This window comes from Thioalkalivibrio sulfidiphilus, assembly GCF_000377945.1.
GTDB classification, from domain to species: Bacteria; Pseudomonadota; Gammaproteobacteria; order Ectothiorhodospirales; family Ectothiorhodospiraceae; genus Thioalkalivibrio_A; species Thioalkalivibrio_A sulfidiphilus_A.
In genome coordinates, this window is record NZ_KB898924.1 from 1 (window position 1) to 24,098 (window position 24,098).

24 protein-coding genes are annotated in these 24,098 nt (G+C 66.6%); 15 read left to right on the plus strand and 9 right to left on the minus strand.

Features of this window, described 5'->3' with window-relative positions; translation table 11 throughout:
- Positions 1 to 111: 111 nt before the first annotated feature.
- From D580_RS0102085 to D580_RS16005, 4 genes are all read left to right on the plus strand, one after another.
- Entirely contained in the window at positions 112 to 2,988 is a 2,877-nt protein-coding gene (locus tag D580_RS0102085; protein WP_018952782.1) for a PD-(D/E)XK nuclease family protein, read from the plus strand.
- Between the two features lie 125 nt (positions 2,989 to 3,113).
- On the plus strand, positions 3,114 to 3,680 hold the full coding sequence (locus D580_RS0102090; RefSeq protein WP_026289621.1) for a YSC84-related protein: 567 nt from the start codon (positions 3,114 to 3,116) through the stop codon (positions 3,678 to 3,680).
- Positions 3,681 to 3,898: 218 nt separating this feature from the next.
- Positions 3,899 to 4,078, plus strand: a complete 180-nt coding sequence (locus D580_RS0102095; RefSeq protein ID WP_012637847.1) for a hypothetical protein — start codon at positions 3,899 to 3,901, stop codon at positions 4,076 to 4,078.
- A gap of 1 nt (position 4,079) precedes the next feature.
- Positions 4,080 to 4,229 (plus strand): type II toxin-antitoxin system RelE/ParE family toxin, encoded by a 150-nt coding sequence (locus D580_RS16005; RefSeq protein WP_018952784.1) that lies wholly within the window; start codon positions 4,080 to 4,082, stop codon positions 4,227 to 4,229.
- A 219-nt stretch (positions 4,230 to 4,448) separates the two neighbouring features.
- Here the strand turns inward: D580_RS16005 and hypE are convergent, their stop codons facing one another.
- Genes hypE through D580_RS0102130 form a run of 6 tightly spaced genes read right to left on the minus strand, consistent with a single transcriptional unit; the run spans position 4,449 to position 10,282 of the window.
- Complete coding sequence (gene hypE, locus D580_RS0102105) at positions 4,449 to 5,447, minus strand: hydrogenase expression/formation protein HypE (RefSeq protein ID WP_018952785.1); 999 nt, start codon at positions 5,445 to 5,447, stop codon at positions 4,449 to 4,451.
- Positions 5,448 to 5,461: 14 nt separating this feature from the next.
- On the minus strand, positions 5,462 to 7,729 hold the full coding sequence (gene hypF, locus D580_RS0102110) for a carbamoyltransferase HypF (RefSeq protein ID WP_018952786.1): 2,268 nt from the start codon (positions 7,727 to 7,729) through the stop codon (positions 5,462 to 5,464).
- Positions 7,719 to 8,822: a hydrogenase formation protein HypD gene (hypD, locus tag D580_RS0102115; RefSeq protein WP_018952787.1), complete on the minus strand. Its 1,104-nt coding sequence runs from the start codon at positions 8,820 to 8,822 to the stop codon at positions 7,719 to 7,721. Before hypD ends, hypF begins: the two co-directional genes overlap by 11 nt.
- Complete coding sequence (hypB, locus tag D580_RS0102120) at positions 8,819 to 9,655, minus strand: hydrogenase nickel incorporation protein HypB (RefSeq protein WP_018952788.1); 837 nt, start codon at positions 9,653 to 9,655, stop codon at positions 8,819 to 8,821. The genes hypD and hypB overlap by 4 nt, the downstream gene beginning before the upstream one ends.
- A complete protein-coding gene (locus D580_RS0102125) occupies positions 9,648 to 10,013 on the minus strand; it encodes a hydrogenase maturation nickel metallochaperone HypA (RefSeq protein ID WP_018952789.1) in 366 nt (121 codons plus the stop codon). Before D580_RS0102125 ends, hypB begins: the two co-directional genes overlap by 8 nt.
- Before the next feature lie 20 nt (positions 10,014 to 10,033).
- Positions 10,034 to 10,282, minus strand: coding sequence for a HypC/HybG/HupF family hydrogenase formation chaperone (locus D580_RS0102130; RefSeq protein ID WP_026289622.1), 249 nt, complete (start codon positions 10,280 to 10,282; stop codon positions 10,034 to 10,036).
- A 300-nt stretch (positions 10,283 to 10,582) separates the two neighbouring features.
- On the opposite strand from D580_RS0102130, the gene D580_RS0102135 reads away from it, so the two are divergent.
- The 11 genes from D580_RS0102135 to D580_RS0102185 all read left to right on the plus strand — a co-directional run bounded on the left by D580_RS0102135 (position 10,583) and on the right by D580_RS0102185 (position 21,263).
- Positions 10,583 to 11,080 carry a hydrogenase maturation protease gene (locus D580_RS0102135; RefSeq protein ID WP_018952791.1) on the plus strand — a complete coding sequence of 166 codons (498 nt, stop codon included), beginning with the start codon at positions 10,583 to 10,585 and terminating at the stop codon, positions 11,078 to 11,080.
- Positions 11,077 to 11,529 (plus strand): hydrogenase expression/formation protein, encoded by a 453-nt coding sequence (locus D580_RS0102140; protein WP_018952792.1) that lies wholly within the window; start codon positions 11,077 to 11,079, stop codon positions 11,527 to 11,529. The genes D580_RS0102135 and D580_RS0102140 overlap by 4 nt, the downstream gene beginning before the upstream one ends.
- Before the next feature lie 22 nt (positions 11,530 to 11,551).
- On the plus strand, positions 11,552 to 12,619 hold the full coding sequence (locus D580_RS0102145; RefSeq protein WP_018952793.1) for a hydrogenase small subunit: 1,068 nt from the start codon (positions 11,552 to 11,554) through the stop codon (positions 12,617 to 12,619).
- 4 nt (positions 12,620 to 12,623) lie between these two features.
- A complete protein-coding gene (locus tag D580_RS0102150) occupies positions 12,624 to 13,283 on the plus strand; it encodes a nitrate reductase subunit gamma (RefSeq protein WP_018952794.1) in 660 nt (219 codons plus the stop codon).
- The gene (locus D580_RS0102155) at positions 13,280 to 14,641 is read left to right on the plus strand and encodes a (Fe-S)-binding protein (protein ID WP_018952795.1); all 1,362 of its coding nucleotides are present in this window, start codon (positions 13,280 to 13,282) and stop codon (positions 14,639 to 14,641) included. Before D580_RS0102150 ends, D580_RS0102155 begins: the two co-directional genes overlap by 4 nt.
- A gap of 42 nt (positions 14,642 to 14,683) precedes the next feature.
- On the plus strand, positions 14,684 to 16,435 hold the full coding sequence (locus tag D580_RS0102160; RefSeq protein WP_018952796.1) for a nickel-dependent hydrogenase large subunit: 1,752 nt from the start codon (positions 14,684 to 14,686) through the stop codon (positions 16,433 to 16,435).
- Positions 16,436 to 16,502: 67 nt separating this feature from the next.
- The gene (locus D580_RS0102165) at positions 16,503 to 17,072 is read left to right on the plus strand and encodes a HupE/UreJ family protein (RefSeq protein WP_018952797.1); all 570 of its coding nucleotides are present in this window, start codon (positions 16,503 to 16,505) and stop codon (positions 17,070 to 17,072) included.
- 90 nt (positions 17,073 to 17,162) lie between these two features.
- A complete protein-coding gene (locus D580_RS0102170; protein WP_051081756.1) occupies positions 17,163 to 18,263 on the plus strand; it encodes a polyamine ABC transporter substrate-binding protein in 1,101 nt (366 codons plus the stop codon).
- A 71-nt stretch (positions 18,264 to 18,334) separates the two neighbouring features.
- Positions 18,335 to 19,480: an ABC transporter ATP-binding protein gene (locus D580_RS0102175; RefSeq protein ID WP_018952799.1), complete on the plus strand. Its 1,146-nt coding sequence runs from the start codon at positions 18,335 to 18,337 to the stop codon at positions 19,478 to 19,480.
- On the plus strand, positions 19,477 to 20,445 hold the full coding sequence (locus tag D580_RS0102180; RefSeq protein WP_018952800.1) for an ABC transporter permease subunit: 969 nt from the start codon (positions 19,477 to 19,479) through the stop codon (positions 20,443 to 20,445). Before D580_RS0102175 ends, D580_RS0102180 begins: the two co-directional genes overlap by 4 nt.
- Positions 20,442 to 21,263: an ABC transporter permease subunit gene (locus tag D580_RS0102185; RefSeq protein ID WP_018952801.1), complete on the plus strand. Its 822-nt coding sequence runs from the start codon at positions 20,442 to 20,444 to the stop codon at positions 21,261 to 21,263. Before D580_RS0102180 ends, D580_RS0102185 begins: the two co-directional genes overlap by 4 nt.
- Positions 21,264 to 21,270: 7 nt before the next feature.
- Here the strand turns inward: D580_RS0102185 and D580_RS0102190 are convergent, their stop codons facing one another.
- Genes D580_RS0102190 through D580_RS0102200 form a run of 3 tightly spaced genes read right to left on the minus strand, consistent with a single transcriptional unit; the run spans position 21,271 to position 24,007 of the window.
- Positions 21,271 to 21,933 (minus strand): L,D-transpeptidase, encoded by a 663-nt coding sequence (locus D580_RS0102190; protein WP_155999661.1) that lies wholly within the window; start codon positions 21,931 to 21,933, stop codon positions 21,271 to 21,273.
- Between the two features lie 17 nt (positions 21,934 to 21,950).
- Positions 21,951 to 23,462, minus strand: coding sequence for an amidophosphoribosyltransferase (purF, locus tag D580_RS0102195; protein WP_018952803.1), 1,512 nt, complete (start codon positions 23,460 to 23,462; stop codon positions 21,951 to 21,953).
- Positions 23,463 to 23,518: 56 nt separating this feature from the next.
- A complete protein-coding gene (locus D580_RS0102200) occupies positions 23,519 to 24,007 on the minus strand; it encodes a CvpA family protein (RefSeq protein WP_018952804.1) in 489 nt (162 codons plus the stop codon).
- Positions 24,008 to 24,098: the final 91 nt, after the last annotated feature.

Here is a 24,098-nt window from a genome sequence, read left to right on the forward strand (position 1 = left end):
GGCGTTGTTACGCTTGCTTGAAATGGGGGTGGCCATTCCTGCGCAAGCGTGCCTAGCCACACGCCCGCGCAGCCGCGCTGAATGACAAGATATTTATCAGACAGGACACTAGTGTCGCCGGGACAGGCCACCCGGATTGCGGGTGCTGCCCCCGGCACCGATCCCCTCGAGCAACTGGCCCGACGCATCGTCGAGGACCACCGGGACCGGCTCCCGGATCTCACCTCGGTCACCCTTCTGCGTCCCCGTGCCCACGGGGACGCCCGTCTGCGCCGCCTGCTGCTCGCCGCCGCCCGGGAACAGGGAGTCGAGGCCCTGCTGGGCCCGCGCATCACCAGCCTGCGCCAGTGGGTGATGGAACAGGACCCCTCGCACGGCGCCCCGCTGCTCGGCGATCACGGCCGTGAGCTGATGCTCTTCGAGGCGCTGCGGGAGCACCCGCAGCTGTTCGAGCGCCACGATACCTGGCGCCTGGTGGACACCCTGCTGGCGCTGTTCCGGGAACTGACCTTGAGCGGCGCCACCCCGCCCGCCGCCTACGAGTCCTTCGTGCACAGGCTGCGCGAGGCCTACGGCCTGGGCGGTAATGATTCGGCCTGCCTGGAACCCCTGGGTCGCGAGGCCCGCATCGTGCACACCCTCTGGCACGCCTGGCTGGAGCAGCAGCGGCAGGAAGGCCGGGAAGACCCGGATGCACACTACCTGCGTGCCCTGGCAAGCCTCGAACCCGGCAACATCCCCCCGGGCAGCCTGTACGCGGCTGGCTACGACGAACTCCTGCCCGCCGAGACCGCCCTGCTCAACGGCCTGACCCGCGAGGGCCGTCTGCACTGGCTGGTGGGATTGCCCGCCGCGCCGGGCATGCCGCAACCGACGTCCGACGGCGCAGACCCTCAGACACCCTTCAGCGCCTTCCTGGACCAGGTGTTCGACACCGATGGGGCACCGCTGCGAGATCGCGCCCTCGCCTTCGCTGTCCGGCACCCCACAAGCCCCGCCACGCCGCGTCTCGCCCTGCTCGGCGCCGAGGACGCCGAGGCCCAGGCCGTCGCCCTGGACATCCGCATCCGCGCCTGGCTGCTGGAAGGCCATCGTCACATCGGCGTGGTCACTGACGACCGGCGCCTGGCCCGGCGCCTGCGGGCCCTCCTGGAGCGCGCCGGCATCGACCTGGATGACCCGGGCGGCTGGGCCCTGTCCACCACCCGTGCCGCCGCTGCACTGGAACGCTGGCTGGAGGCCCTGGAAGAGGACTTCGAATACCAGCCCCTCATGGACGTACTCAAATCCCCCTTCGTGTTCCCGGACCGCACTGAAGAACACCTGTTCGCCGTCTACCGCCTGGAACAGGACGTGATGCTGCGGGAGAACATCCCCAGAAATCTGGCCCGCATGCGCGAGCACCTGCTCAAGCGTGCCAGGCGCCTGGGACCGGCCTCGGAGCGTAGCACCCAGGCCGTGAGCAATTTATTGGATGCGCTGGAAGAGGCCGCCCTGCCTCTCAGGGACCTGATACGGGGCGCTGCCCGGCCCGCCGGCGAATGGCTCACCGCCCTGCAGGAAAGCCTGCACCGGCTGGGCATGCAGGCAAGCCTGGAGGCGGACCCCGCCGGACGCCGGCTGCTGGAGGAAGTGCGCGCCATGGCCGCGGACCTCGGCTCGCGGCCGATGTCCATGGACTGGCGGGAATTTCGCACCTGGCTGGGGCGGGTGCTGGAGACCCGTCATTTCCGCCCCCACCCGCGGCCCGCGCCGGTGCGGCTCATGAGCCTCGGCGAGACCGCGCTGGCCCGTTTCGACGCCCTGATCATCGCCGCCGCCGATCGTGAACACCTGCCCGGGCATGAGCCGGCACGCGCCCTGTTCAACGACGGTGTGCGCCATGCCCTCGGGCTGGAGGCCTGGCATGACCGGGTGGCCCGCCAGCAGGGCCGCTTCCGGCGCCTGCTGGAGGCCGCGCCCCGGGTGTTGATCACCTGGCAGCGGGAACGGGACGGGGGCCCGCAGCGCCCCGCGCCCTGGGTGGAACTGATCGACGCCTTCCACCGCCTGGCCTGGGGCACACCGCTCAGGGACGAGTCCCTGGAGGCCTGGCTCAAGACGCCTAACGCCTTGGTGCAGAGCCCGGACACGGCCCCCCTGCCGGCCACCCCGCAACGTCCGGCGCCGCTGCTGCCCGCAGCCCACGTGCCTGCCAAACTCTCGGCCAGCGCCCATCAGGATCTGATCGACTGCCCCTACCGCTTCTATGCTGCGCGCGGCCTGGGGCTTGCGCCCCCCGAGGAACTGGCCGAGGCCCTGAGCAAGGCCGATTACGGCGAACGGGTGCATCTCTGTCTGCAGGCCTTCCATGGCGGCACGCCGGAACTGCCCGGCCCCTGGCAGGGGCCTCTCGACGAGGCCCACCGCGCCGAGGCCCAGGCCTTGCTGGAGGCCATCAGTAAGGCGGTGTTCGAGAAGGACCTGGAAGACAACTTCATGCACCGGGGCTGGCTCGCCCGATGGCGCGCCCTGATCCCCGCCTACCTGGACTGGGCCATCGAGCGGGCCGAGGCCTGGCGGGTGCAGGACACCGAGGTTTCACGGGAGGTGGCGCTTGCCACCGGCGCGGTCCTCAAGGGCCGCCTGGACCGGGTGGATGCGAGTGAAGCGGGCCAGGGCGTGATCGACTACAAGACCGGTACGCCGCCCGCTCAGAAGGACGTGGACGCCGGCGAGGCCGTGCAGCTGCCCACCTATGCCCTGCTGCTGGAAGACAGCCAGCGGGTGGAATACCTGCACCTGGACCGGGACAAGGTCAAGTCGGGCGCAAGCCTGGAAGGCGAGGCCCTGACAGCATTGCGCGAGGCGGTGGCCACGCGACTGCTGCAGCTGCTGGAGCGCCTGCGCGCGGGCAGTCCCATGCCCGCATGGGGTGACGAGAAGGCCTGCCAGCATTGCAGCATGGACGTGGTGTGCCGTCGCGGCAGCTGGGAACAGGGCCTTTGAAGTGAGAAGTGAGAAGTGAGAAGTGAGAAGTGAGAGCGGGGCGGTGAGAAGTGGGTGGGTTAAGGGCTAGAATCAGGCAACACCCTAGATCAACGCTCCCCCGAGCGGACAACAGAAGAGACACCATGAAAATCACACGCTTGTTCACACTGAGTCTGTTACTGCTGCTCCTGCCCCTGGGTCAGGCCTGGGCCGATGCCTACGATGACACCATCCAGGTCTTCCGCGAGGCCATCGAGTCCAAGCACTTCTTCGACAACGCCTACGGCTACGCGGTGTTCCCCACCATCGGACGGGGCGGCATCGGCATCGGCGGCGCCCACGGCCGGGGCCGGGTCTACGAACGGGGCAATTACATTGGCGACACCCGCATGACCCAGGTGACTGTCGGCTTTCAGCTGGGCGGGCAGGCCTACAGTCAGATCATCTTCTTCGAGGACCAGCGGGCGCTGCGGGAATTCACCAGCGGCAACTTCGAGTTCGGTGCCCAGGCCTCCGCCGTGGCCATCACCGCGGGTGCCTCCGCGGGCGTCGGCACCACCGGCGCCACCGCCGGCGCCAGCGGCACCCAGCACGATGCCCGCGCCGTGGCCAACTACTACCGCGGCATGGCGGTGTTCACCGTGGCCAAGGGCGGCCTGATGTACGAAGCGAGCATCGGCGGGCAGAAGTTCAGCTATACGCCGAAGTGAACTGACTGCGGTTATTGCCACAGAGGTCACTGAGAAAAACCGGTTCTCTCGCAGAGGCGCAGGGACGCAGGGAAAATCCTTAGAAGCAAAATCCGGGGACTCTATAGAGGTGCGAAGAAAGTCATATCAATCTCATTCTCACACCGAGACACGGCGCCGCAGAATTTGAATCGAGAGATTTCCCCTCTTCCCGCTCAACACCGATTCCGGAGGACGTTATGCAACACGCGAAACAGGATGCCCTGGAGGCCATCGCCAAGCTGCCCGATGACACCGACATGGACGAGATCATGTACCGACTCTATGTGCTGGATAAGATCCGCAAGGGCCAGGAGGCAGTAGAGCATGGCCGCACTACCCCCAGCGAGGCGCTGAAACACGAGATTGAATCGTGGTGATATGGTCGGATCCGGCCAAGGCCGATCTGCGTTCCGCGAGCTGTCGCTCTACTCCTACCGCATCCTCTACGAGATCCGGGATAACGAGGTCTTTGTACTGGCGGTGATCCACAAACGACGGGATTTGCAGCCGGAGATGATCGGGCGATAGTCTCTCCACCCCCTTTGTTAATCAGCCACAGAAAGTACCCTGGATCGCCAAGACGCTAAGACGCCAAGGATAAGCATTTTCAAACGGTTTTCTTGGCGTCTTCGCGTCTTGGCGAGAATTACGGGCTTTAGATTCCCAAGATTTCCCCTGCGCCCCTGCGCCTCCGCGAGAGAACCGGTTTTCCCTGTGACCTCTTTGTCCTCTGTGGCAAAACGCCTTTCAGCAGATCCGCGGCAACGGATCGTCCTCAAGCTCTTCCAGGAATCGCTGGCCACCCAATGCAGTCTCCAGGATCACCCGCGAAGCGCCCTCCTCCAGCTGGCCGATCCGTGACGGCTCACTGCCGTCAATGCCGCGCCAACGGGCAAGGACCTCATCAGCCGCCTCAGGGTCGACGACGGCCACCACCCGGCCCTCGCAGGCCAGGTAATAGGGGTCATAACCCAACATCTCACACACGGCGCGCACCGGATCCTTCACGAGGATGGCAGGCTCTGAAAGCCTGACGCTCAGGCCGCAGGCACTGGCGATCTCGTGGGCCACGGTGGCCAGTCCGCCCCGGGTTGGGTCGCGCATGAAGCGCAGGCCCGGCAGGTCGAACAGGGCCTGGGCATAGGGCAGGACGCTGGCGGCATCCGATCGCAGATCACCGCGCAGGCCGAACTGTTCACGGGCGAGCATCACGGCGGTACCGTGATCGCCCACCGAACCGTTTACCAGCAGCGCGTCCCCGGGCCGGATGTTGCGAAGACTCAACACGCCGGGCGTGGCACGCAGACCGATGCCGCTGGTGGCCAGATACAACCCGCTGCACTCGCCGTGGGGAAGCACCTTGGTGTCACCGGCCACCACCTGCACGCCACAGTCCCGCGCGGCCCGGGCGAGATCCGCGACGATGCGCTCCAGTTGCGCGAACTCGAGCCCTTCCTCGATGAACACATTGAGAGACAACACGCGCGGGATGGCACCGGCCACGGCGAGATCATTGACCGTGCCGTGCACGGCCAGGGATCCGATGCTGCCGCCGGGGAACTCCAGCGGCTTCACGGTGAAGCCATCGGTGGTGAACAGCAGGTCACCGGAGAGATCCAGGTGAGCGGCGTCCGTGTGGGTGTCCAGCTGACCGTCGTTGAGATGGCGCGCGAAGACCTCGTCGATGAGTTCCCGCATGAAGCGCCCGCCGTTGCCGTGGGCCAGGGTGATGCGTCGCTGTGCCATGCCCGTCCCTATGCTCATGAGGAGAAAACCGACTCGATGATCTGGCCGACACTGAGGCCCGCGTCATTGTAGGGGACCTGTTCGGGCAGGTGCACGGCAAAGCCCCGTGACTCGAGCCGCTGCATGACGCGCTCCACCAGTGGCCGGTTCAGAAACACACCCCCACTCAGGCCCACCGTGAACTCGCCATGGATCTCCCGCAGGCGTATCGCCTGTGCCGTCAGTCCCTGCGCCAGCGCCTCATGCATCAGGCAACTGCGTTCGGCGATCGACCGCCGCCCGTCGAGCATGAGCGCCACCAGCGGCGACCAGTCCATGCGCAGCACGCCCAAGGCGTCCTGCTCAAGCGGCAGGCTCGGCACCTCGATGGATGCGTCTGCCTCACGGCACAGGGACTCCCAGACCATGGGCGCCTGGGCCTCGTAGCTGGTCTGCTGCATCACACCGGAGAGCGCTGCGCAGGCATCGAACACCCTGCCCATGGCCGTGCTCACCGGGGTGTTCAGTTGCCGTTCCCAGGCCTGACGCGCCAGGGAGACATCGAGCCCCTCCGGTTGCCAGTCCCGGCCCGTCTCCCAGGCCAGTGCCGCCGCCGATCGCCAGGGTTCGCGGCCTGCCCTCTCGCCCCCGGGCAGCCGGAAGGGCCGCAGGCTCGCCACCCGTTGCCAGTGCCCGGGTACACCCAGCAGCGCCTCGCCGCCCCAGATCGTGCCGTCCTCGCCGAAGCCTGTACCGTCCCAGGTGAACACCAGCCAGCGGGAGATCTGCGGCTGTTCGCCGGCGAGCATCGCCGCGTGGGCACGATGGTGAAACACCGGCCGCCGTTCGAGCCCGTGACGTTGCGCGTGAACCTTCGCCCAGCGAGTGGAACCGTAGCCAGGATGTGCATCATGTACCACCCGTTCGGGACTGACCCGGTAGAGCGCAAAGAGATCCCCGATCACCTGTTCGAACACCGCGAGGCTGCGCGGGCTGTCCAGTTCGCCGATGTGGGGCGAGATCACCACCCGGTCCTCCCAGGCGAGCGCGATGGTATTTTTCATGTGCCCGCCCACGGCAAGCGTCGGCCTCTCGACTCGCCGTGGCAAATCCAACTCCAGCGGCGCCAATCCGCGCCCGATGCGCAGGCGCCGCCCGCGTCCGGCGATCACCCGCATGACGCTGTCATCAGCAGGCCGAAGGATTTCGCGGTCGTGGTGCAGGAAGGCATCGGCCACCGCGGAGAGCGCCGCCTCCACCTCGGCGGCCTCGATGAACACCGGCTGACCGGAATGGTTCGCGGAGGTGGCCACCAGCGGCGCGCCAAAGTCCCGGCTGAGCAGGTGATGCAGGGGACTGTAGGGGAGCATGGCGCCGACTTCGGACAGCCCGGGTGCGATGCCCTCGGCAAGACCATGGTCGGCCTTCAGCGTCACCAGGACGATGGGACGTTCGGGCCCTGTGAGCAGGGCCGCCTCGGCATCAGCTGGATGAGCATGCCGGCGCAGCGACGCGAGACCGTCATCGCCCTCCCAGGGAAACAGCACGGCCAGCGGTTTGTGGGGCCGGTGCTTGCGTTCACGCAGGCGCGCGACCACGGCAGGATCGGTGGCATCACACAGCAGGTGGTAACCGCCCACGCCCTTGACCGCCACGATGCGTCCCGCCTTCAGGGCGGCCACGCAGGCGGCCAGCGCCGCCTCGTTGCCGACGCTCTCGGCATCGTGCTCCTTGAATGTCAGCGTCGGTCCGCAGGCCGGACAGGCCAGGGGCTCGGCGTGGAAGCGCCGGTCCGCGGGCGAGGCGTATTCCGCGCTGCAGGCCTCGCACAGGGGGAAACCTGCCATGGCGGTGTTGGCCCGGTCGTAGGGCAGTGCCCGGATCAGGGTGTAGCGGGGTCCGCACTGGGTGCAATTGATGAACGGATAGCGATGCCGGCGCGCACCGGGATCGGCGAGTTCGCCCAGACAGGCGTCGCAGGTGAAGAAATCGGGCGGCACATGGACGCGGGGGGGTGCCCCGGCATCGCTGGGAAGGATGCGGAAATCGCTCGCGGATGCCTGGGACAGTTGCAGCTGATCGATAAGCCGTGGACGTGCCAGCGGCGGCGCCTCGTGCAACAGGCGGTGGAGGAAGGTCTCCAGAAGATCCGGCTCGCCGCTCGCCTCGATGAGCACCTCGCCGGTGCGGTTCTGCACCCAGCCGCGGATGCCGAGGCCCAGGGCCTGGCGGTAGACGAAGGGACGAAAGCCCACCCCCTGCACCTGCCCGCCGATGCGCAGGCGGCGGGTCTCAGGCGACACGCGGCCTCTGCTGCCGAACGCCCCCGGCCCACCAGATGCGGCACGCCCCCTCGTCGGAGACCATGCACGGCCCGACCGGGTTTCGCGGCGTGCAGGCCTTGCCGTAGAGCCGGCATTCATCGGGGTAGATGCGCCCGAGCACCACCCGGGCGCAGTCGCAGCCGGGCGGCATCTCCCCGGCACGCTTGCGGGCCTCGTCCTCATGGGAGGGAAATCTCAAGCGGGCGTTGTGCGCGGAAAGCCCCGCCTTCAGTTCAAAGCCCGAATCGGGGATCACGCCGATGCCGCGCCAGTTGGCATCCGCCACGTCGAGCACGCCGTCGAGGTGGCGTCTCGCGGTGGGGTTGCCGCCGGGGCGGACCACGCCGGGATAACAGTTGTCCAGGAAACGCTCGCCGGAGAGATGCTGGCGCAGCACCGAGTAGGTGGCCGCGAGCAGGCTCTCGGGGGTGAAGCCCGCCACGGCGGCGGGCATGTGGTGGCGTTCCACCACGAAGCCCCACTCCTCGGGTCCCATGACCGTGGCCACGTGTCCCGGCGCGATGAGCGCATCGAAGCCCGGGCTCTCGGATTCCAGCAGCATGGCCACCGCCGGCCAGGTCCGGCGCCCAGAGAGCAGCACCGAGAGATTCTCCGGCACGCCCTCGGCCAGCATGGCCGCCACCGGCGCGGTGGTGGTCTCGAAGCCGGCGGCGAAGAACACCACGGCCCGATCCGGATGATCGCGGGCGATGCTCACCGCCTCGGTGGGCGAGGCGATGGGACGCACGTCGGCGCCCGCCGCCTGGGCCTCCACCAGGGAGCGGGCCTCGCTCTTCTTCACGTTCACCGGCACCCGCAGCATGTCGCCGAAGGCGAGCAGGATCACGTCTTCCTGCAGCGCCAGCTGGATGGCCTGGTAGATGTCCTCCTCGGGACAGACGCAGACCGGGCAGCCGGGACCGGGGATCAGTTCGATGGATGGCGGCAGCGCAGATCGCAGGCCCGCCAGGGTGATGGAACGCTCATGCCCGCCGCAGACGTTCATGATGCGCACCCGGGGCGGCAGGTCCAGAGCGCGGATGCGCTCAAGCCACTGGCGCGCCTCGCTCATGGCTGCGCATGAGAATGAGGGTGATGGGCATGCAGGCGTGTCCCGTCGGGCTGCACCGCCGGGCGGGCGCTCTGCCCCGCCTCCAGGCGCTCGCGCTGGGCGCGGATCTCCGTGCGCAGCCAGGCGAGCCAGGCGTCCATACCGGCGCCTTTTTTGCTCGACACCCGGATCACCGGCGCCGGGTTGGCCAGGTTGCGCAGCGCGGTCTCGGCGGCCTCACAGTCGAAATCGTCCAGCACCGGCAGCAGGTCGGTCTTGGTGAGCAGCATGAGATCGGCAGCGCGGAACATCACCGGGTACTTGGCCGGCTTGTCGTCGCCCTCGGTGACCGAGAGCAGGGTGACGTTGCGGTGATGGCCGAGATCGAAGCTCGCCGGGCACACCAGGTTGCCCACGTTCTCGATGAACACCAGGTCGATGCTGGAGAGGTCCAGCTGATGCAGGGCATCGTGGACCATGTGGGCATCCAGGTGGCAGGCAGTGCCGGTGGTGATCTGGATGGCGGGGATACCGTGACGACGAATGCGCTCGGCATCGTTCTCCGTCTCCAGGTCCCCCTCGATCACCGCGATGCGCAGTTCGTCCCCCAGGGCCTGGAGGGTGGCCTCCAGCAGGGCCGTCTTGCCGGCACCGGGCGAGGACATGAGGTTGATACACAGCACGCCGCGGCTGTCGAAGTGGGCGCGGTTGTGGGCGGCCTGGTGGTCGTTTTCATGCAGCAGGCCCTGCAAGACCTTGACGGCGGACTGGCCGTCGGCGGTCGTCGAGAGCTTGCCGCTGATCACCAGGTGCCGGTTGCCCGGAGTGATGTTGCAGCCGCAGGTGTCACACATGTTCACTCTCCTCTGCCGTCAGCAGCTCCAGGGTCTCCAGCAGCATCTCCTCGCCGCTGATGACCCGGGTCTGCCAGTCGCCACAAACACCGCACAGCAGCCGGTTGGCGGGCACCTCCGACTCCGCCTCGCAGCGGTTGCACACCACCCGTACGGGCAGCGATTCCATCTCCAGGCTCGCGCCTTCGGCCAGCGTGCCCGCCTGGGCCAGGGGGAAGGCTCGTGCCAGCAGTTCCGGCTCCACCCCGGACAGCACACCGATGCGCAACCGGATGCGGGTGATGCCGCGCGCGCCATGCTCCCGGGCAACGGCCTCCGCCTGGCGGATCACGGACTGGCAGATGGCAAGTTCATGCATGCTTCATCCGCCTCACGCCTTCATCCTTCATCCTTCATCCTTCTGCCTTCCACGAGGAGCATCTCGTCGTAGAGCTCCCAGGCGGTGCGGGCGTCCGCCTCGCTCATCTTCTGGATGGCGTAACCCACGTGCACCACCACGTGATCACCGGGTTGCAGCGGTTCATCCTGGAGCAGGAACAGGCTCACGGTGCGCTCCACGCCCTTGGCCTCGCAGCGGGCGTTGAATCGATCGATCTCGACGATACGCATGGGAATCCCGAGACACATGGCGGGGGGCTACCCTGACGGAATGGTCAACGTCCATTAGAGACCATGGAGTTTTGGCGATCAAGAGCACAAGACCTGATCTCTCGCCAAGACGCGAAGACGTCCAAGAAAAGCAATTCGCTTTAAGAATGCCTTTCTGGTGTCTTCGCGTCTTGGCGAGAAACCCTGTTTTTTGAAGGCCAATTCACGACCCAGGCGATTCGCGAAACTCTCCACCAAAGAATTGCTCCAGATCACTAGCGAAGTGAAAATCCGCTGCTAGTATCTAATCCATCGATCATCCGCGCAGGAAGCCGTCCCTTGCAGGCCCAGGCCTACCCCGTGATAAAAGACACCGCCAGGACCCTGGTACTGGGCCTTGGCAACACCCTGCTGCAGGACGAGGGGGTGGGTGTCCATGTCATCAGAGAGCTGGCGCGGCTAGACGCCCCCCGGGTGGACTACATGGACGGCGGCACCCTGAGCTTCACCCTGGCAGGTCCCATTGGCGAGGCGGATGCCCTCATCGTGGTCGACACCGCCCAGTTGGACGCTGCACCCGGCACCGTGCGGGTGTTCGAGGGAGCGGACATGGACGACTTCGTCGGGAACGGCCGCAAGACCAGTGTGCATGAAGTCAGCCTGCGTGACCTGCTGGCCATTTCAAGCCTGGAAGGCCGACTGCCCGCCCGCCGCGCCCTGGTGGGCATCCAGCCCGGGGTGATGGACTGGGGCAACGCACCCTCCCCCGCCGTCGCAGCCGCCATCCCCCGGGCCTGCCGGGCGGTTCAAGACCTGCTGGAGCGCTGGAAACCATGAGCGGTCTCGACGGCATCCCGGTCCGGATCGAAGCGCCCGAGTTCGACGGCGAGGACGTGCTCACGGGCATGGCCGATGCGCTGATGCGGGAGATCCACGCCCACCTGGTCAATCTCCACGAGCGGGGCGAGAGCCACACCATCGACCTCAAGGGCCTGCCTCTGACCGAGGCCGACCGGCGCCAGCTCAGGGAGGCCCTGGGCAGGGGCGAGGTCAGCATGACCGTGGAGGCCGCCGGGCCCACCGAGGTGTATGAGACCGCCTACGCGGGCGTCTGGTGGATCGACTACCAGAACCTGCTCGGCAGCACGGCGCTCACGCACATCGAGATCGCCCGGGTGCCGGCCATCGCGCCCACCCACCCCGAGGACATCGCCGACGCGCTCCAGCGCCTGGGCGAGGCACTGAACGACAGGGAACCACAGACAGACAACCCACCAACCGACTGACGCCGGCTCACAGGAGGCGATTATGCATCAGGGTAAGACACCGGAAACACTCGGCGAGGAACTGCGCCGACGCGGCATGAGCCGACGCACCTTCCTCAAGTTCTGCGCCGCCGTGGCATCCAGCATGGCACTGCCCGCGACCATGGCGCCGGTGATGGCGGAGGCCCTGGCCAAGGCCCGACGCCAATCGGTGATCTGGCTGTCCTTCCAGGAGTGCACCGGTTGCGTGGAATCCCTGACCCGCTCCTATGCGCCGACCCTGGAATCCCTGATCTTCGATTTCATCTCCCTGGACTACCAGCACGCCCTGCAGGCGGCCGCCGGCCACCAGGCCGAGGAGGCCCGCGAAGCGGCCATGAAGGAACACTGGGGCAAGTACCTGGTGATCGTGGACGGCTCCATCCCGCTCAAGGACGGCGGCGTCTATTCCACCGTCGCGGGCGAGACCAACCTGGACACCCTGAGGCACGTGGCCGAGGGTGCCGCGGCCCTCATCAGTGTGGGCACCTGCGCGGCCTATGGCGGGCTGCCCAAGGCGCACCCCAATCCCACCGGCGCTGCCGCGGTCACCGACATCATCAAGGACAAGCCAGTGATCAACGTGCCGGGTTGCCCGCCCATCCCGGAGGTGATGACCGGCGTGATCGCCAACTTCCTCACCTTCGGCCGTCTGCCGGAGATGGACGCGCTGCACCGGCCGATCGCCTTCTTCGGTGATACCATCCACGACCGCTGCTACCGGCGCCCCTTCTACCGGCGCGGCCAGTTCGCCAAGCGCTTCGACGACGAGGGCGCCCGCAACGGCTGGTGCCTGTACGAACTAGGCTGCAAGGGTCCGGTGGTGCACAACGCCTGTGCCACCACCAAGTGGAACCAGAACCTCACCTTCCCCATCCAGTCCGGCCACGGCTGCATCGGCTGCTCGGAACCCGACTTCTGGGACAAGGGCAGCTTCTATGCGCCACTGTCCACCGGCCGCTGGGGCAGCGCCGAAGGCATCGCCTTGGCCGCAGCGGTAGGAACGACGGTGGGCATCGGCAGCGCCCTGCTCTCCCGGGCGCGCCAGTCCGACATCATCAGGAAGGGCTGAGACCATGGACCTGCTGGAATTCGCGCGCGGCCCCGCCATGCAATGGGCCCTGATTCTCCTGGTGCTGGGCACCTGCTGGCGCATCGCCGGCATCGTGTTCCTCAAGCGCAAGCCGGATCTCTCCGAACCCCGCAGCCACGGCCAGATGGCAGGCGCCCTGCGCACCATCTTCAGCCGCTCGGTGCCGGCCAGGGCATTTCGCTCCCGGGTGCTGTACTCCAACCTGCTGGGCTATACCTTCCACATCGGGCTCGCCATCGTGGTGTTCGCCTATCAGCCCCACATCCTGTGGTTCGAGAGCATCCTCGGCTTCCAGTGGCCGGCGCTGCCCAATGCGGTGATCTCGGTGGCGGCGGTGGTCACCCTGTTCTCCCTGGTGGCCCTGCTGGTCAAACGCCTGACCAGCCCCGTGCTGCGCCTGATCTCCAACTTCGACGACTACTTCAGCTGGGCGGTCACCGTGGCGCCGCTGGTGACGGGGCTCATGGCCGTGGCCGACGTGGGCTTCGGCCTGCGCTACGAGACCCTGCTGGCGGTTCACCTGCTGAGCGTGTGGCTGCTGTTCGCCTGGCTGCCCTTCGGCAAGCTGGGCCACGCCTTCCTGGTGTTCCTCAGCCGGGGTACCACGGGCGCGCTGTTCGCGCGCCGGGGAGCACGCACATGAGCACCGCGGACCTGGATCAGAAGCATCCCCTGGATCTCGAATCCGCCCGCATCGGCGTGCGCAAGCCCGAACAGCGCTACGACGTGCAGGGCGACACGCCGGACGAGGCCCGGGTGCATGCGGCCATGGTGAACTTCGTGAAGGACTTCGGTGCCACCGCCGCCACCTACATGGAGTCCTGCATCCACTGCGGCCAATGCGCGGAGGCCTGCCATTTCTATGTGCAGACCGAAGACCCCCGCTACACCCCCATCTGGAAGCTGGAACCCTTCAAGCAGGCCTACAAGCGTGAGGCCGGCCCTTTCTCCCTGGTCTACCGCCTGCTGGGCCTGAAGAAGAAGGTCACGACGGCGGAACTCAAGGAATGGCAGGAACTCATCTACGACTCCTGCACCATGTGCGGCAGGTGCACCATGATCTGCCCCATGGGCATCGACATCGCCACCCTGGTGGGCCAGGCCCGGCATGGCATGTTCCAGGCAGGCATCGTGCCCCACGAACTGTGGTCGGTGGCGGAACGCGCCCAGCGGGAAGGCAGCCCGCTCGGCGCCACCCCGAGCGTGTTCGAGGAGCGGGTGGAATGGATGGGCGATGAACACGAGGTGGAGATGTTCATCGACAAGGACAAGGCCGACGTGGTGCTCACCATGTCCTCCATCGAGATCCAGAAATATCCCGAGTCCATGGCGGCCATCGCCAAGGTGATGAACCACCTGGGGATCGACTGGACCTTCCGCACCGACGGCTACGAGGCCACCAACTTCGGCCTGCTGTCCGGCAACACCGCCTGGCAGCGGGACATGAGCCGCAAGATCGTGGATGCCGCGAAGCAATGCGGAGCACACACGGTGATCCTGCCCGAGTGCGGCCATGCCTACGGCGCGCTGCGATGGCAGGCGGCCAACCTGCTGGGGGAGAAGCTGCCCTTCAGGGTGTTGCACGTATCTGAGTTCCTCGCCGAGCAGGTCAACAGCGGCCGCCTCAAGCTCAGGAAGGTGGATAAATCCGCGACCTTCCATGACCCCTGCCAGGTCTCCCGGCGCGGTGGCGCGACCCAGGCGCCCCGGGATGTGCTCAAGGCGCTGGGCGTGGAACTGCGCGAGATGGAAAACGCCGGCGACTACAACTGGTGCTGCGGCGGCGGGGGCGGCGTGATCACCATCCACCGGGCCGATCCGCTGCGTTACAAGACCTTCGAGATCAAGATGGCGCAGATCGATAAAACCGGCGCCGAGGTACTGCTCACCAGCTGCTCCAACTGCCGCCAGAACTTCGACGACAGTCAGGCGCATTTTCACTGGGACAAGACCATGCACAGCCTGCTGGAGCTGGTGGCGGACAACCTGGTCGAGCACTGAACACACGCACACTTCACTTCATCAACCGGGGTTGCAACCTGAATGAGCACAGAACGCATCGTCGTCGATCCCGTCACGCGCATCGAGGGCCATCTGCGCATCGAGGCCGAGGCGGACGAGCACGGCAACATCACCCATGCCTCCAGCTCCGGCACCATGGTGCGCGGCATCGAGACCATCCTCACCGGCCGCGACCCCCGGGATGCCTGGGCCTTCGCCCAGCGCATCTGCGGCGTCTGCACCCTGGTGCACGGGATCGCCTCGGTACGCTCGGTGGAAGACGCGCTCGACTACCCGATCCCGCCCAATGCCCAGCTGATCCGCAATCTCATGATCGGCGCCCAGTACGTGCACGACCACGTGATGCACTTCTATCACCTGCACGCCCTGGACTGGGTGGACGTGGTCTCCGCGCTCAAGGCCGACCCCAGGGCCACCTCGGAACTGGCCCAGTCGCTCAGCAGCTACCCCCGCTCATCCCCGGGCCACTTCGCCGACGTGCAGAAGCGGGTCAAGGAGTTCGTGGAATCCGGACAGCTGGGTATCTTCGCCAACGGCTACTGGGGGCATCCCGCCTACAAGCTGCCGCCGGAGGCCAACCTCATGGCGCTGGCCCACTACCTGGACGCACTGGCCTGGCAGCGGGACGTGGCCAAGCTGCACGCCATCTTCGGCGGCAAGAATCCGCACCCCAACTTCCTGGTGGGCGGCGCACCGTCGGCCATCAGCACCGGCGGCGACGGCAGCCGCGGCGGCACCGCCATCAACGACGTGGGCCTGGCCCAGGTGCGTGACATCATCGGACAGATGCGAAGCTTCGTGGACCAGGTCTACCTGCCGGACACGCTGGCCATCGCGGGCTTCTACAAGGACTGGTTCCGGCGCGGCGAGGGCACCGGCAATTTCCTCACCTACGGGGATTTCCCGGCAAAGGGCCTGGACGATCCCGCCACCTACCTGGTGCCCGCGGGCGTGATCCTGGACCGGGACCTGTCCCGCATCCATCCCATGGATCTGAACGATCCGGAGCAGATCCAGGAGTTCGTCTCCCACTCCTGGTACGACTACAGCACCGGCAAGGACTCGGGCCTGCATCCCTACCAGGGCGAGACAAAGCTCAATTACACGGGGCCCAAGCCCCCCTACCAGCACCTGGACGTGGAGGCCAGCTATTCCTGGCTCAAGTCCCCCCGCTGGCGCGGCAAGCCCATGGAGGTGGGGCCGCTGGCGCGGGTGCTGATGATGTACGCCAACGGCCACGAGCCCACCCGTGAACTGGCGGGCTATGCCCTGAAGACCCTGGACCTGCCGCTGGAGGCCCTGTTCTCCACCATGGGCCGCACCGCCGCCCGGACGCTTGAGAGCAAGATCGTCGCCGACCAGATGATGACCTGGTACGACAACCTCATGGCCAACATCCGCGCCGGGGATCTCAGGACCCACAACCATGAACTCTGGGACCCCTCCACCTGGCACCGGGAACACAAGGTGCGCAAGGGCGTGGGCTACATGGAGGCGCCCCGCGGCGCCCTGGCCCACTGGTCGGTGATCGAGAACGGCAAGCTCAGCAACTACCAGGCGGTGGTGCCCAGCACCTGGAACGCCGGCCCCCGGGACGCGAAGGGCCAGTTCGGCCCCTACGAGGCCGCGCTCATGGACAACCACCAGCTGCACGACACCCACCAGCCGCTCGAGATCCTGCGCACCATCCACAGCTTCGATCCCTGTCTCGCCTGTGCGGTGCACATGGTGGACAAGGACGGCAAGGAATTGGTACAGGTGAAGGTGCGCTGACGAATGGCCGCTGCCATGACGGCTGCATGACCGAATGTTGACTGTCTTTTCATAAGGGAGACCCGAGATGCGATTTGCCCTGTCCTTGAGCCTCGCAGTCCTGTGCCTGCTCTTCGCCAGCCCGGCCTTTGCCCACATCCTGCCCGACGAGACCGGCGGACTGCTTGCCGGACTGGCCCACCCGGTGTTCGGGATCGATCATCTGCTCGCCCTGCTGGCCATGGGCCTGTGGAGCGCAGCCATGACCGGGCGCACACGCCTGCTCATCATCCCGGCGGTCGGTCTGCTGATGGCGGCCTCGGCCCTTGCGGGTCTGGCCGGGCTGGCCCTGCCCTACATGGAGACCGGCATCGCCCTGTCCGTACTGATCCTCGGGCTGATGCTCTCCTTCGCCTTGCAGCAACAGGTGCCGGGCCTGCTGCTGATCGCCCTGTTCACCCTCTTCCACGGCAACGCCCACGGTCTCGAGGCGCCATCGGGCGTCTCTCTCGCTGCCTATTTCCTCGGCTTCGCCCTGGCGAGCCTAGCCCTGGTCGCCGCCGGCCAGTGGCTGGGCCGCGTGGTTCTCCACGGACCCGTGCTGCGCCTCTCCGGCGGCGTAGTGGCCCTGGCCGGGGCCTGGATGCTGCTGGGCTGAAGGATCCCCCCGACGGTTGACAGCCCCGGCAAAGCACAACAACATCACGCCAGGGTTTTCATCACGGGCACATCTTCGGGGGTAGCTGAAATGGGGATCAGGACTGGCGTACTGGCCGCGGCCACGATTGCCTTGCTGTTGACCGGCTGCGGCAAGACCGACAGGGAGACCGTTCACGTCTACAACTGGTCGGATTACATCTCCGACGAGGTGGTCAAGCGCTTCGAACAGCAGACCGGCATCCGGGTGGTCTACGATGTCTACGACGCCAACGAGATCCTGGAAGCCAAGCTGCTGGCCGGACGCAGCGGCTATGACGTGATCTTCCCCACCGCCCACCCCTTCGCCGAGCGCCACATCCAGGCGGGTCTGTATCTGGCCCTCGACCCCGATCTGCTGCCCAACCGCGTCAACCTGGAGCCCAGTCTGATGCGCAAGCTGGAGGCCGTGGACCCGGGCAACCGCTTCACCGTGCCCTATATGTGGGGCACCACGGGCATCGGCTACAACGTGGCCCAGGTCGCCGCCGCTCTCGGCGAGGAGGCGGAAGTGGATTCCTGGTCCCTGATCTTCGATCCGGAGATCGCCGAGAAGCTCTCCAGCTGCGGCATCGCGGTGCTGGATGATGAAGGCGAGGCCCTGGCCGCCGCCCTGCTCTACCTGGGCAAGGATCCCAACACCACGGACCCGGCGGACATCGAGGAGGCCGCCAACCTGTTCATGCAGGTGCGTCCTTTCATCCGCTACTTCCACGCCTCCAGGTACATCAATGATCTCGCCAACGGCGACATCTGCGTGGCTCACGGTTATTCCGGCGACGTGATCCAGGCCCGTGACCGGGCCGAGGAAGTGGGACGCGGCGTGGAGGTGGACTACGTCATCCCCCGGGAGGGTGCGGTGCTGTGGTTCGACCTCATGGCCATCCCCGCCGATGCGCCCAACCCGGGCAACGCCCACGCCTTCATCAACTTCCTGATGCAGCCGGAGAACATCGCCCTGATCACCAACGAGGTGGCCTATGCCAACGCCAACCGCGCGGCCACGGCGCTGGTTGACGAGGAGATCCGCAACGATCCCGGCGTGTATCCCACGGATGAGATCCGCGAGCGCCTGGTGACCCTGCAGTCCCTGCCCGACGAGGTTCAACGGCACCGGGTCCGGACCTGGACCCAGATCAAGACCGGGCGGTAAGCCGGTCATGACTCACCCCGGAACCGGGCTCCGGGGGCGCGGGCGCGCCCGACGCGGCTGAGGCGTCCAACATGCCTCAGCCCAAGCGCGACCCCGCCGCCCTCGACGCCTGGCAGGATCCCTCTGCCAGGCCCTTTCTCGAGATCCGCAACGTCACCAAGGTCTTCGACGGCGGCACCTACGCCGTCGACGATGTCTCACTGAGCATCTTCAAGGGCGAGTTCTTCTCCCTCCTGGGGGCCTCGGGCTGCGGCAAGAGCACCCTGCTGCGGGTGCTCGCAGGCCTGGAACGCCCCAGCCACGGGCGCGTGCTGATCGAGGGAGAGGACATCACCGAGCTGCCACCCTACGAGCGCCCGGTGAACATGATGTTCCAGTCCTACGCCCTGTTCCCGCACATGACCGTGGAACAGAACGTGGCCTTCGGCCTGAAGCAGGAACGTCTCGGGCGCGGCGAGATCCGCGAGCGGGTGGCCGAGATGCTGGAGCTGGTACGCATGACGGAGTTCGCCCGGCGCAAGCCAGACCAGCTCTCCGGTGGCCAGCGTCAGCGGGTGGCACTGGCGCGCTCGCTCGCCAAGCACCCCAAGCTGCTGCTGCTGGACGAACCGCTGGGCGCCCTGGACCGCAAGCTGCGCGAGCGCACCCAGTTCGAGCTGGTCAACATCCAGGAACGGGTGGGCACCACCTTCATCATGGTCACCCACGACCAGGAGGAGGCCATGACCATGTCCACGCGTCTCGCCGTCATGGATGCGGGGCGCATCCTCCAGGTGGGCACGCCAGGGGAGATCTACGAATATCCCGGCAGCCGCTTCGTAGCCGAGTTCATCGGCGCCGCCAATGTCTTCGAGGGGCGCGTGGTGGAGGCCCAGGACGAACTGCTGGTGATCCAGAGCGACGCGACGGGGGGCGAGATCGCCATGTATCACGCCCAGCCGCTCACCGTCGGCACGCCGGTATCGGTGGCGCTGCGACCGGAGAAGCTCCGCGTGGTGGAAGCGCCGCCCGCAGACGGGCGCAACTGGGTGCGCGGCAGGGTGCGCGAGATCGGCTACCTGGGCGATGTCTCCATCTACCACGTGGCCACGGAACAGGGACAGACCGTGCAGGTGCAGGTCACCAACCGGGCGCGGCGCACCGCCGGACCCCTGACCTGGGATGACACCGTGTGCCTGGCCTGGGACACCGAGGCCGGCGTGGTGCTCACCGCGTGAGCGGGCCCGAGGTCACGGCCACCGGCTCCACCCGGCTGCGCCGCGGCATCGACCGGGGCGTGAAGAGCCTGACCCAGGGGCGGCTTGGCCGCGCCCTGGTGATCGCCCTGCCCTACGCCTGGCTGCTGCTGTTCCTGCTGGTGCCAGTGTTCATCGTCATCAAGATCAGCCTGGCGGAGATGGCACTGGCCAGTCCGCCGTACTCCCCGATGCTGCAGTGGCTTGAGGGGCGCACCCTGGCGCTGCGCGTACACCTGGGCAACTACGCCTTCCTGTGGCAGGACCCGCTGTACCTGGCCGCCTACCTGAACTCCCTCAAGGTGGCCGCGGTCTCCACCATCATCTGCCTGCTGATCGGCTATCCCATGGCCTACGGCATTGCACGCGCCTCGCCCAGCTGGCGCATCGTGCTGCTGATGATGATCATCCTGCCGTTCTGGACCAGCTTCCTGATCCGGGTCTATGCCTGGATCGGACTGCTGCAGAACAACGGACTGTTCAACAACCTGCTCATGGGGCTCGGCCTCATCGACCAGCCCCTGCCGCTGCTGCATTCCAACTTCGCCGTGTACCTGGGCATCGTCTACTCCTACCTGCCCTTCATGGTGCTGCCCCTGTACGCGACCCTGGTGCGCCAGGACCTCACCCTGCTGGAAGCGGCGGCGGACCTGGGCTGCCCGCCCTGGAAGTCCTTCCTCACCATCACCCTGCCCCTGTCCCTGCCGGGCGTGATCGCGGGCTCACTGCTGGTGTTCATCCCGGCGGTGGGCGAGTTCGTGATCCCCGACCTGCTGGGTGGCCCCGACTCCCTCATGATCGGCAAGATCCTGTGGAACGAGTTCTTCTCCAACCGGGACTGGCCGGTGGCCTCGGCAGTGGCGGTGGCCATGCTGGTGGTGATCGTCATACCGCTACTGCTCCTGCAGCGCATCGGTGAACGCCAGACCGCCGGAGAGAGTCGATGAGCGGACGCCGGCCGTTCCTGCTGTTCACCGCGGTGGCCTTCGGCTACGCCTTCCTGTACCTGCCGATCATCACCCTGATGGTGTACTCCTTCAACGACTCGCGCCTGGTGACGGTGTGGGGCGGCTTCTCCACCCGCTGGTACGTGGAGCTGTTTCGCAACGAGCAGATCCTCTCGGCCCTGTGGCTGTCGGTGCGCATCGCGGCCATGAACGCGACCTTCGCCGTGGTGCTCGGCACGCTGGCCGCGCTCACCCTGGTGCGTTTCACGCAGTTTCGCACCCGCATGCTGTTCGCCGGCATGGTGACCGCGCCTCTGGTGATGCCCGAGGTGATCCTGGGTCTCTCGGCCCTGCTGATGTTCGTGTCCCTGGAGCAGCTCATCGGCTGGCCCGAGGGACGGGGCATGACCACCATCACCATCGCACACATCACCTTCACCACCGCCTACGTGGCGGTGGTGGTGCAGTCGCGTCTGTCGCAGCTGGACGGGAGTCTGGAAGAGGCCGCCATGGACCTGGGCGCGCGGCCCTGGAAGGTATTCCTGGTGATCATCCTGCCCATCATCTCGCCGGCGCTGATCGCCGGCTGGCTGCTGGGCTTCACCCTGTCCATGGATGACCTGGTAATCGCGAGCTTCGTCTCCGGCCCGGGCTCCACCACCCTGCCCATGGTGGTCTACTCCAGCGTGCGCCTGGGAGTGAGCCCGCAGGTGAACGCGCTGGCGACCCTGATCGTGGTGGTGGTCAGTACCGGCGTGATCATTGCCGGCTGGCTGCTGCACCGGCAGCAGCGCCGGCACACGGGGAAAGCCCGCTGAGAGCGTACTACTCGACGATGACTACCAGGGTGCCGAGCGGCACCTGATCGAACAGCTCGATCACCGCGGCGTTGGTCATGCGCACGCAGCCATCGGATGCCGGCTGGCCGATCAGGCCTTCCTCGTCGGTGCCGTGGATGTAGATGAAGCGCTGGAAGGAATCCACCTCGCCGCCCCGGTTCACGCCCTCCTCCAGGCCGTCCAGCCACAGGATGCGGGAGGTGATGTTGTCCTCGGGGCTGGTCACGGGGGTGGTGAGGATGTTGGCGATGCGCCCGGTGTTGGCGCGCCCGCGGAAGATGGTGCCGAGCGGCGCGTCATCTCCGATCCTGCGCCGCACCTGGTGCACGCCGAGTGGCGTCTTGAGGCTGCCGTCCCGGTTGCCGATGCCGTACTTTGAGGTGGACACGGGGTAGTCCTGAAACGGCACGCCGTGACGGATCAGGTAGAGACGCTGCTCACCAATGCGCACGACGATCAGGGGATCGAGGGGACGATCCGGGTAATCCCGCGCCAGGCGATCGCGGATCTCGCCATACCAGGTGGTCACGGGTGGCACCGGCGGGCACTCATCCATGGATTCGTCCCACCAGGCGGCGGCCGGCGCCGCCAGCCACAACAGGCAACACAGACACCAGAGAGTGACCCTCGCGCGCCAGACATGAGACATGACTCGGGGCGCGTGTCTCAGGTGTTGTTGTGCAGATCCAGGTGGGCATACTCCCGGGACTTCATCTGCTTGGCTGAATCGCTGCGCCTCTGGCGCAGGTGGTCGAGGTATTCATTGCCGATGCCGGTGATGTACTCGCCGTTGAACACGGAGCAGTCGAAGCGTTCCAGTTTCGGATTGCCCTTGCGCACCGCGGCCACCAGGTCTTCCAGGTCTTGGTAGATCAACCGGTCGGCGGCGATGGCCTGGCAGACCTCCTCGTCGCTGCGCCCGTGGGCGATCAGCTCCTCGGCGGAAGGCATGTCGATGCCGTAGACATTGGGATAGCGGATCGGCGGCGCGGCGGAGGCGAAGTAGACCTTCTTGGCACCCGCCTCCTTGGCCATCATGACGATCTCCCGGGAGGTGGTGCCGCGTACGATGGAATCATCCACCAGCATCACGTTCTTGCCCTTGAACTCGAGCGCGATGGCATTGAGCTTCTGGCGCACCGACTTACGCCGCTGGGTCTGACCCGGCATGATGAAGGTGCGGCCGATGTAGCGGTTCTTGATGAAGCCCTCGCGGTATTTCACGTTCATCTCGTGGGCCATCTCGATGGCCACGGTGCGGCCGGTATCGGGGATGGGGATGATCACGTCGATGTCGTGATCCGGCCACTCGCGCAGGATCTTCTGGCCCAGCTTGGTGCCCATGCGCATGCGTGCCCGGTGCACGAAGATGTTGTCGATCACCGAGTCCGGACGGGCGAAGTACACATACTCGAAGATGCACGGCGAGAACACCGCCGTCTCCTCGGCGCACTGGCGGGTATGCAGCCTGGCGTCGCTGTCGATGAACACCGCCTCGCCGGGCTCCAGATCACGCACCAGTTCGAAACCCAGGGTATCCAGGGCGACGCTCTCGGAGGCCACCATGTACTCCTCCCCTTCCGGGGTGCTGCGATGGCCGAAGACCACGGGGCGGATGCCATGGGGATCGCGGAAGGCCAGGATGCCACGCCCGGCGATCATGGCCACCACTGCATAGGCACCGCTGCAGCGCCGGTGCACGCCGCTCACCGCCCGGAACAGATCCTCGGGCTGCAGGCTCAGGCTCTCGCTCTTGAGCAGTTCCTGGGCCAGCACGTTGAGCAGGATCTCGGAATCGGACTCGGTGTTGATGTGTCGCCGGTCCTGGAGGAACAGCTCGCGCTTGAGTGCCTCGGCGTTGGTGAGGTTGCCGTTGTGGCCTAGGGCGATGCCATAGGGGGAGTTCACGTAGAAGGGCTGGGCCTCGGCGGAGGAGGAACTGCCCGCGGTGGGATAGCGCACATGGCCGATGCCCATGTTGCCCAGCAGGTTCTGCATGTGCTGGACGTTGAACACGTCGCGCACCAGTCCGTTGTCCTTGCGCAGGTGCAGGTGCCCGTCCGCGTCGCAGGTGACGATGCCGGCGGCGTCCTGCCCACGGTGCTGCAGGACCAGCAGGCTGTCGTAGAGCGCCTGGTTGACCGGGCTACGACCGACGATACCAACAATGCCGCACATGAGGACTCCCTCGAAAAACGCAAATCGAATGAATGATGTTAGAACAGTTCAGAACACTAGAAGACGAAATGGGCGGCAAGATCCTCGGAGAGGAAACCCCGCAGCCAGATGGCCAGGCGCTCGAAATGGGGCAGCAGCAGGCTGTCGCTCCACCAGGGTTCCTGGGGCAGGACGGTCAGCGCCGCCAGCAGCACCAGCACCGCCACCACCAGCAGTCCCCGAGCCATGCCGAACACCACCCCCAGGCTGCGGTCGGTGCCAGAAAGTCCGGTGCGCTTGACCATCTGTCCGGCCAGCACGTTGATCACACCGCCCAGGATCAGGGTCAGGATGAACAGCACCGCGAAGGCGATGCCGACCCGCAGGGTGGGATCCTCGAGGCTTGCGGGCAACAGACCGGACAGGGGGCTGGCGTAGCTCAGGGAGACCCAGAAGGCCACCACCCAGGTGGCCAGGGAGATGGCCTCCTTGACGAAGCCCCGGAACAGGCTGATCAGGGCCGACAGGGCGATGATCCCGAGGATGACGAAATCGATCCAGATCATGGGGTCTCGGGGACGGCTCGATGAGACAAGAAAGGCTCCGGACGCAGGTCGGTCATGTGAGGCGGCATTCTACCAGTCCGCCATGGCACAG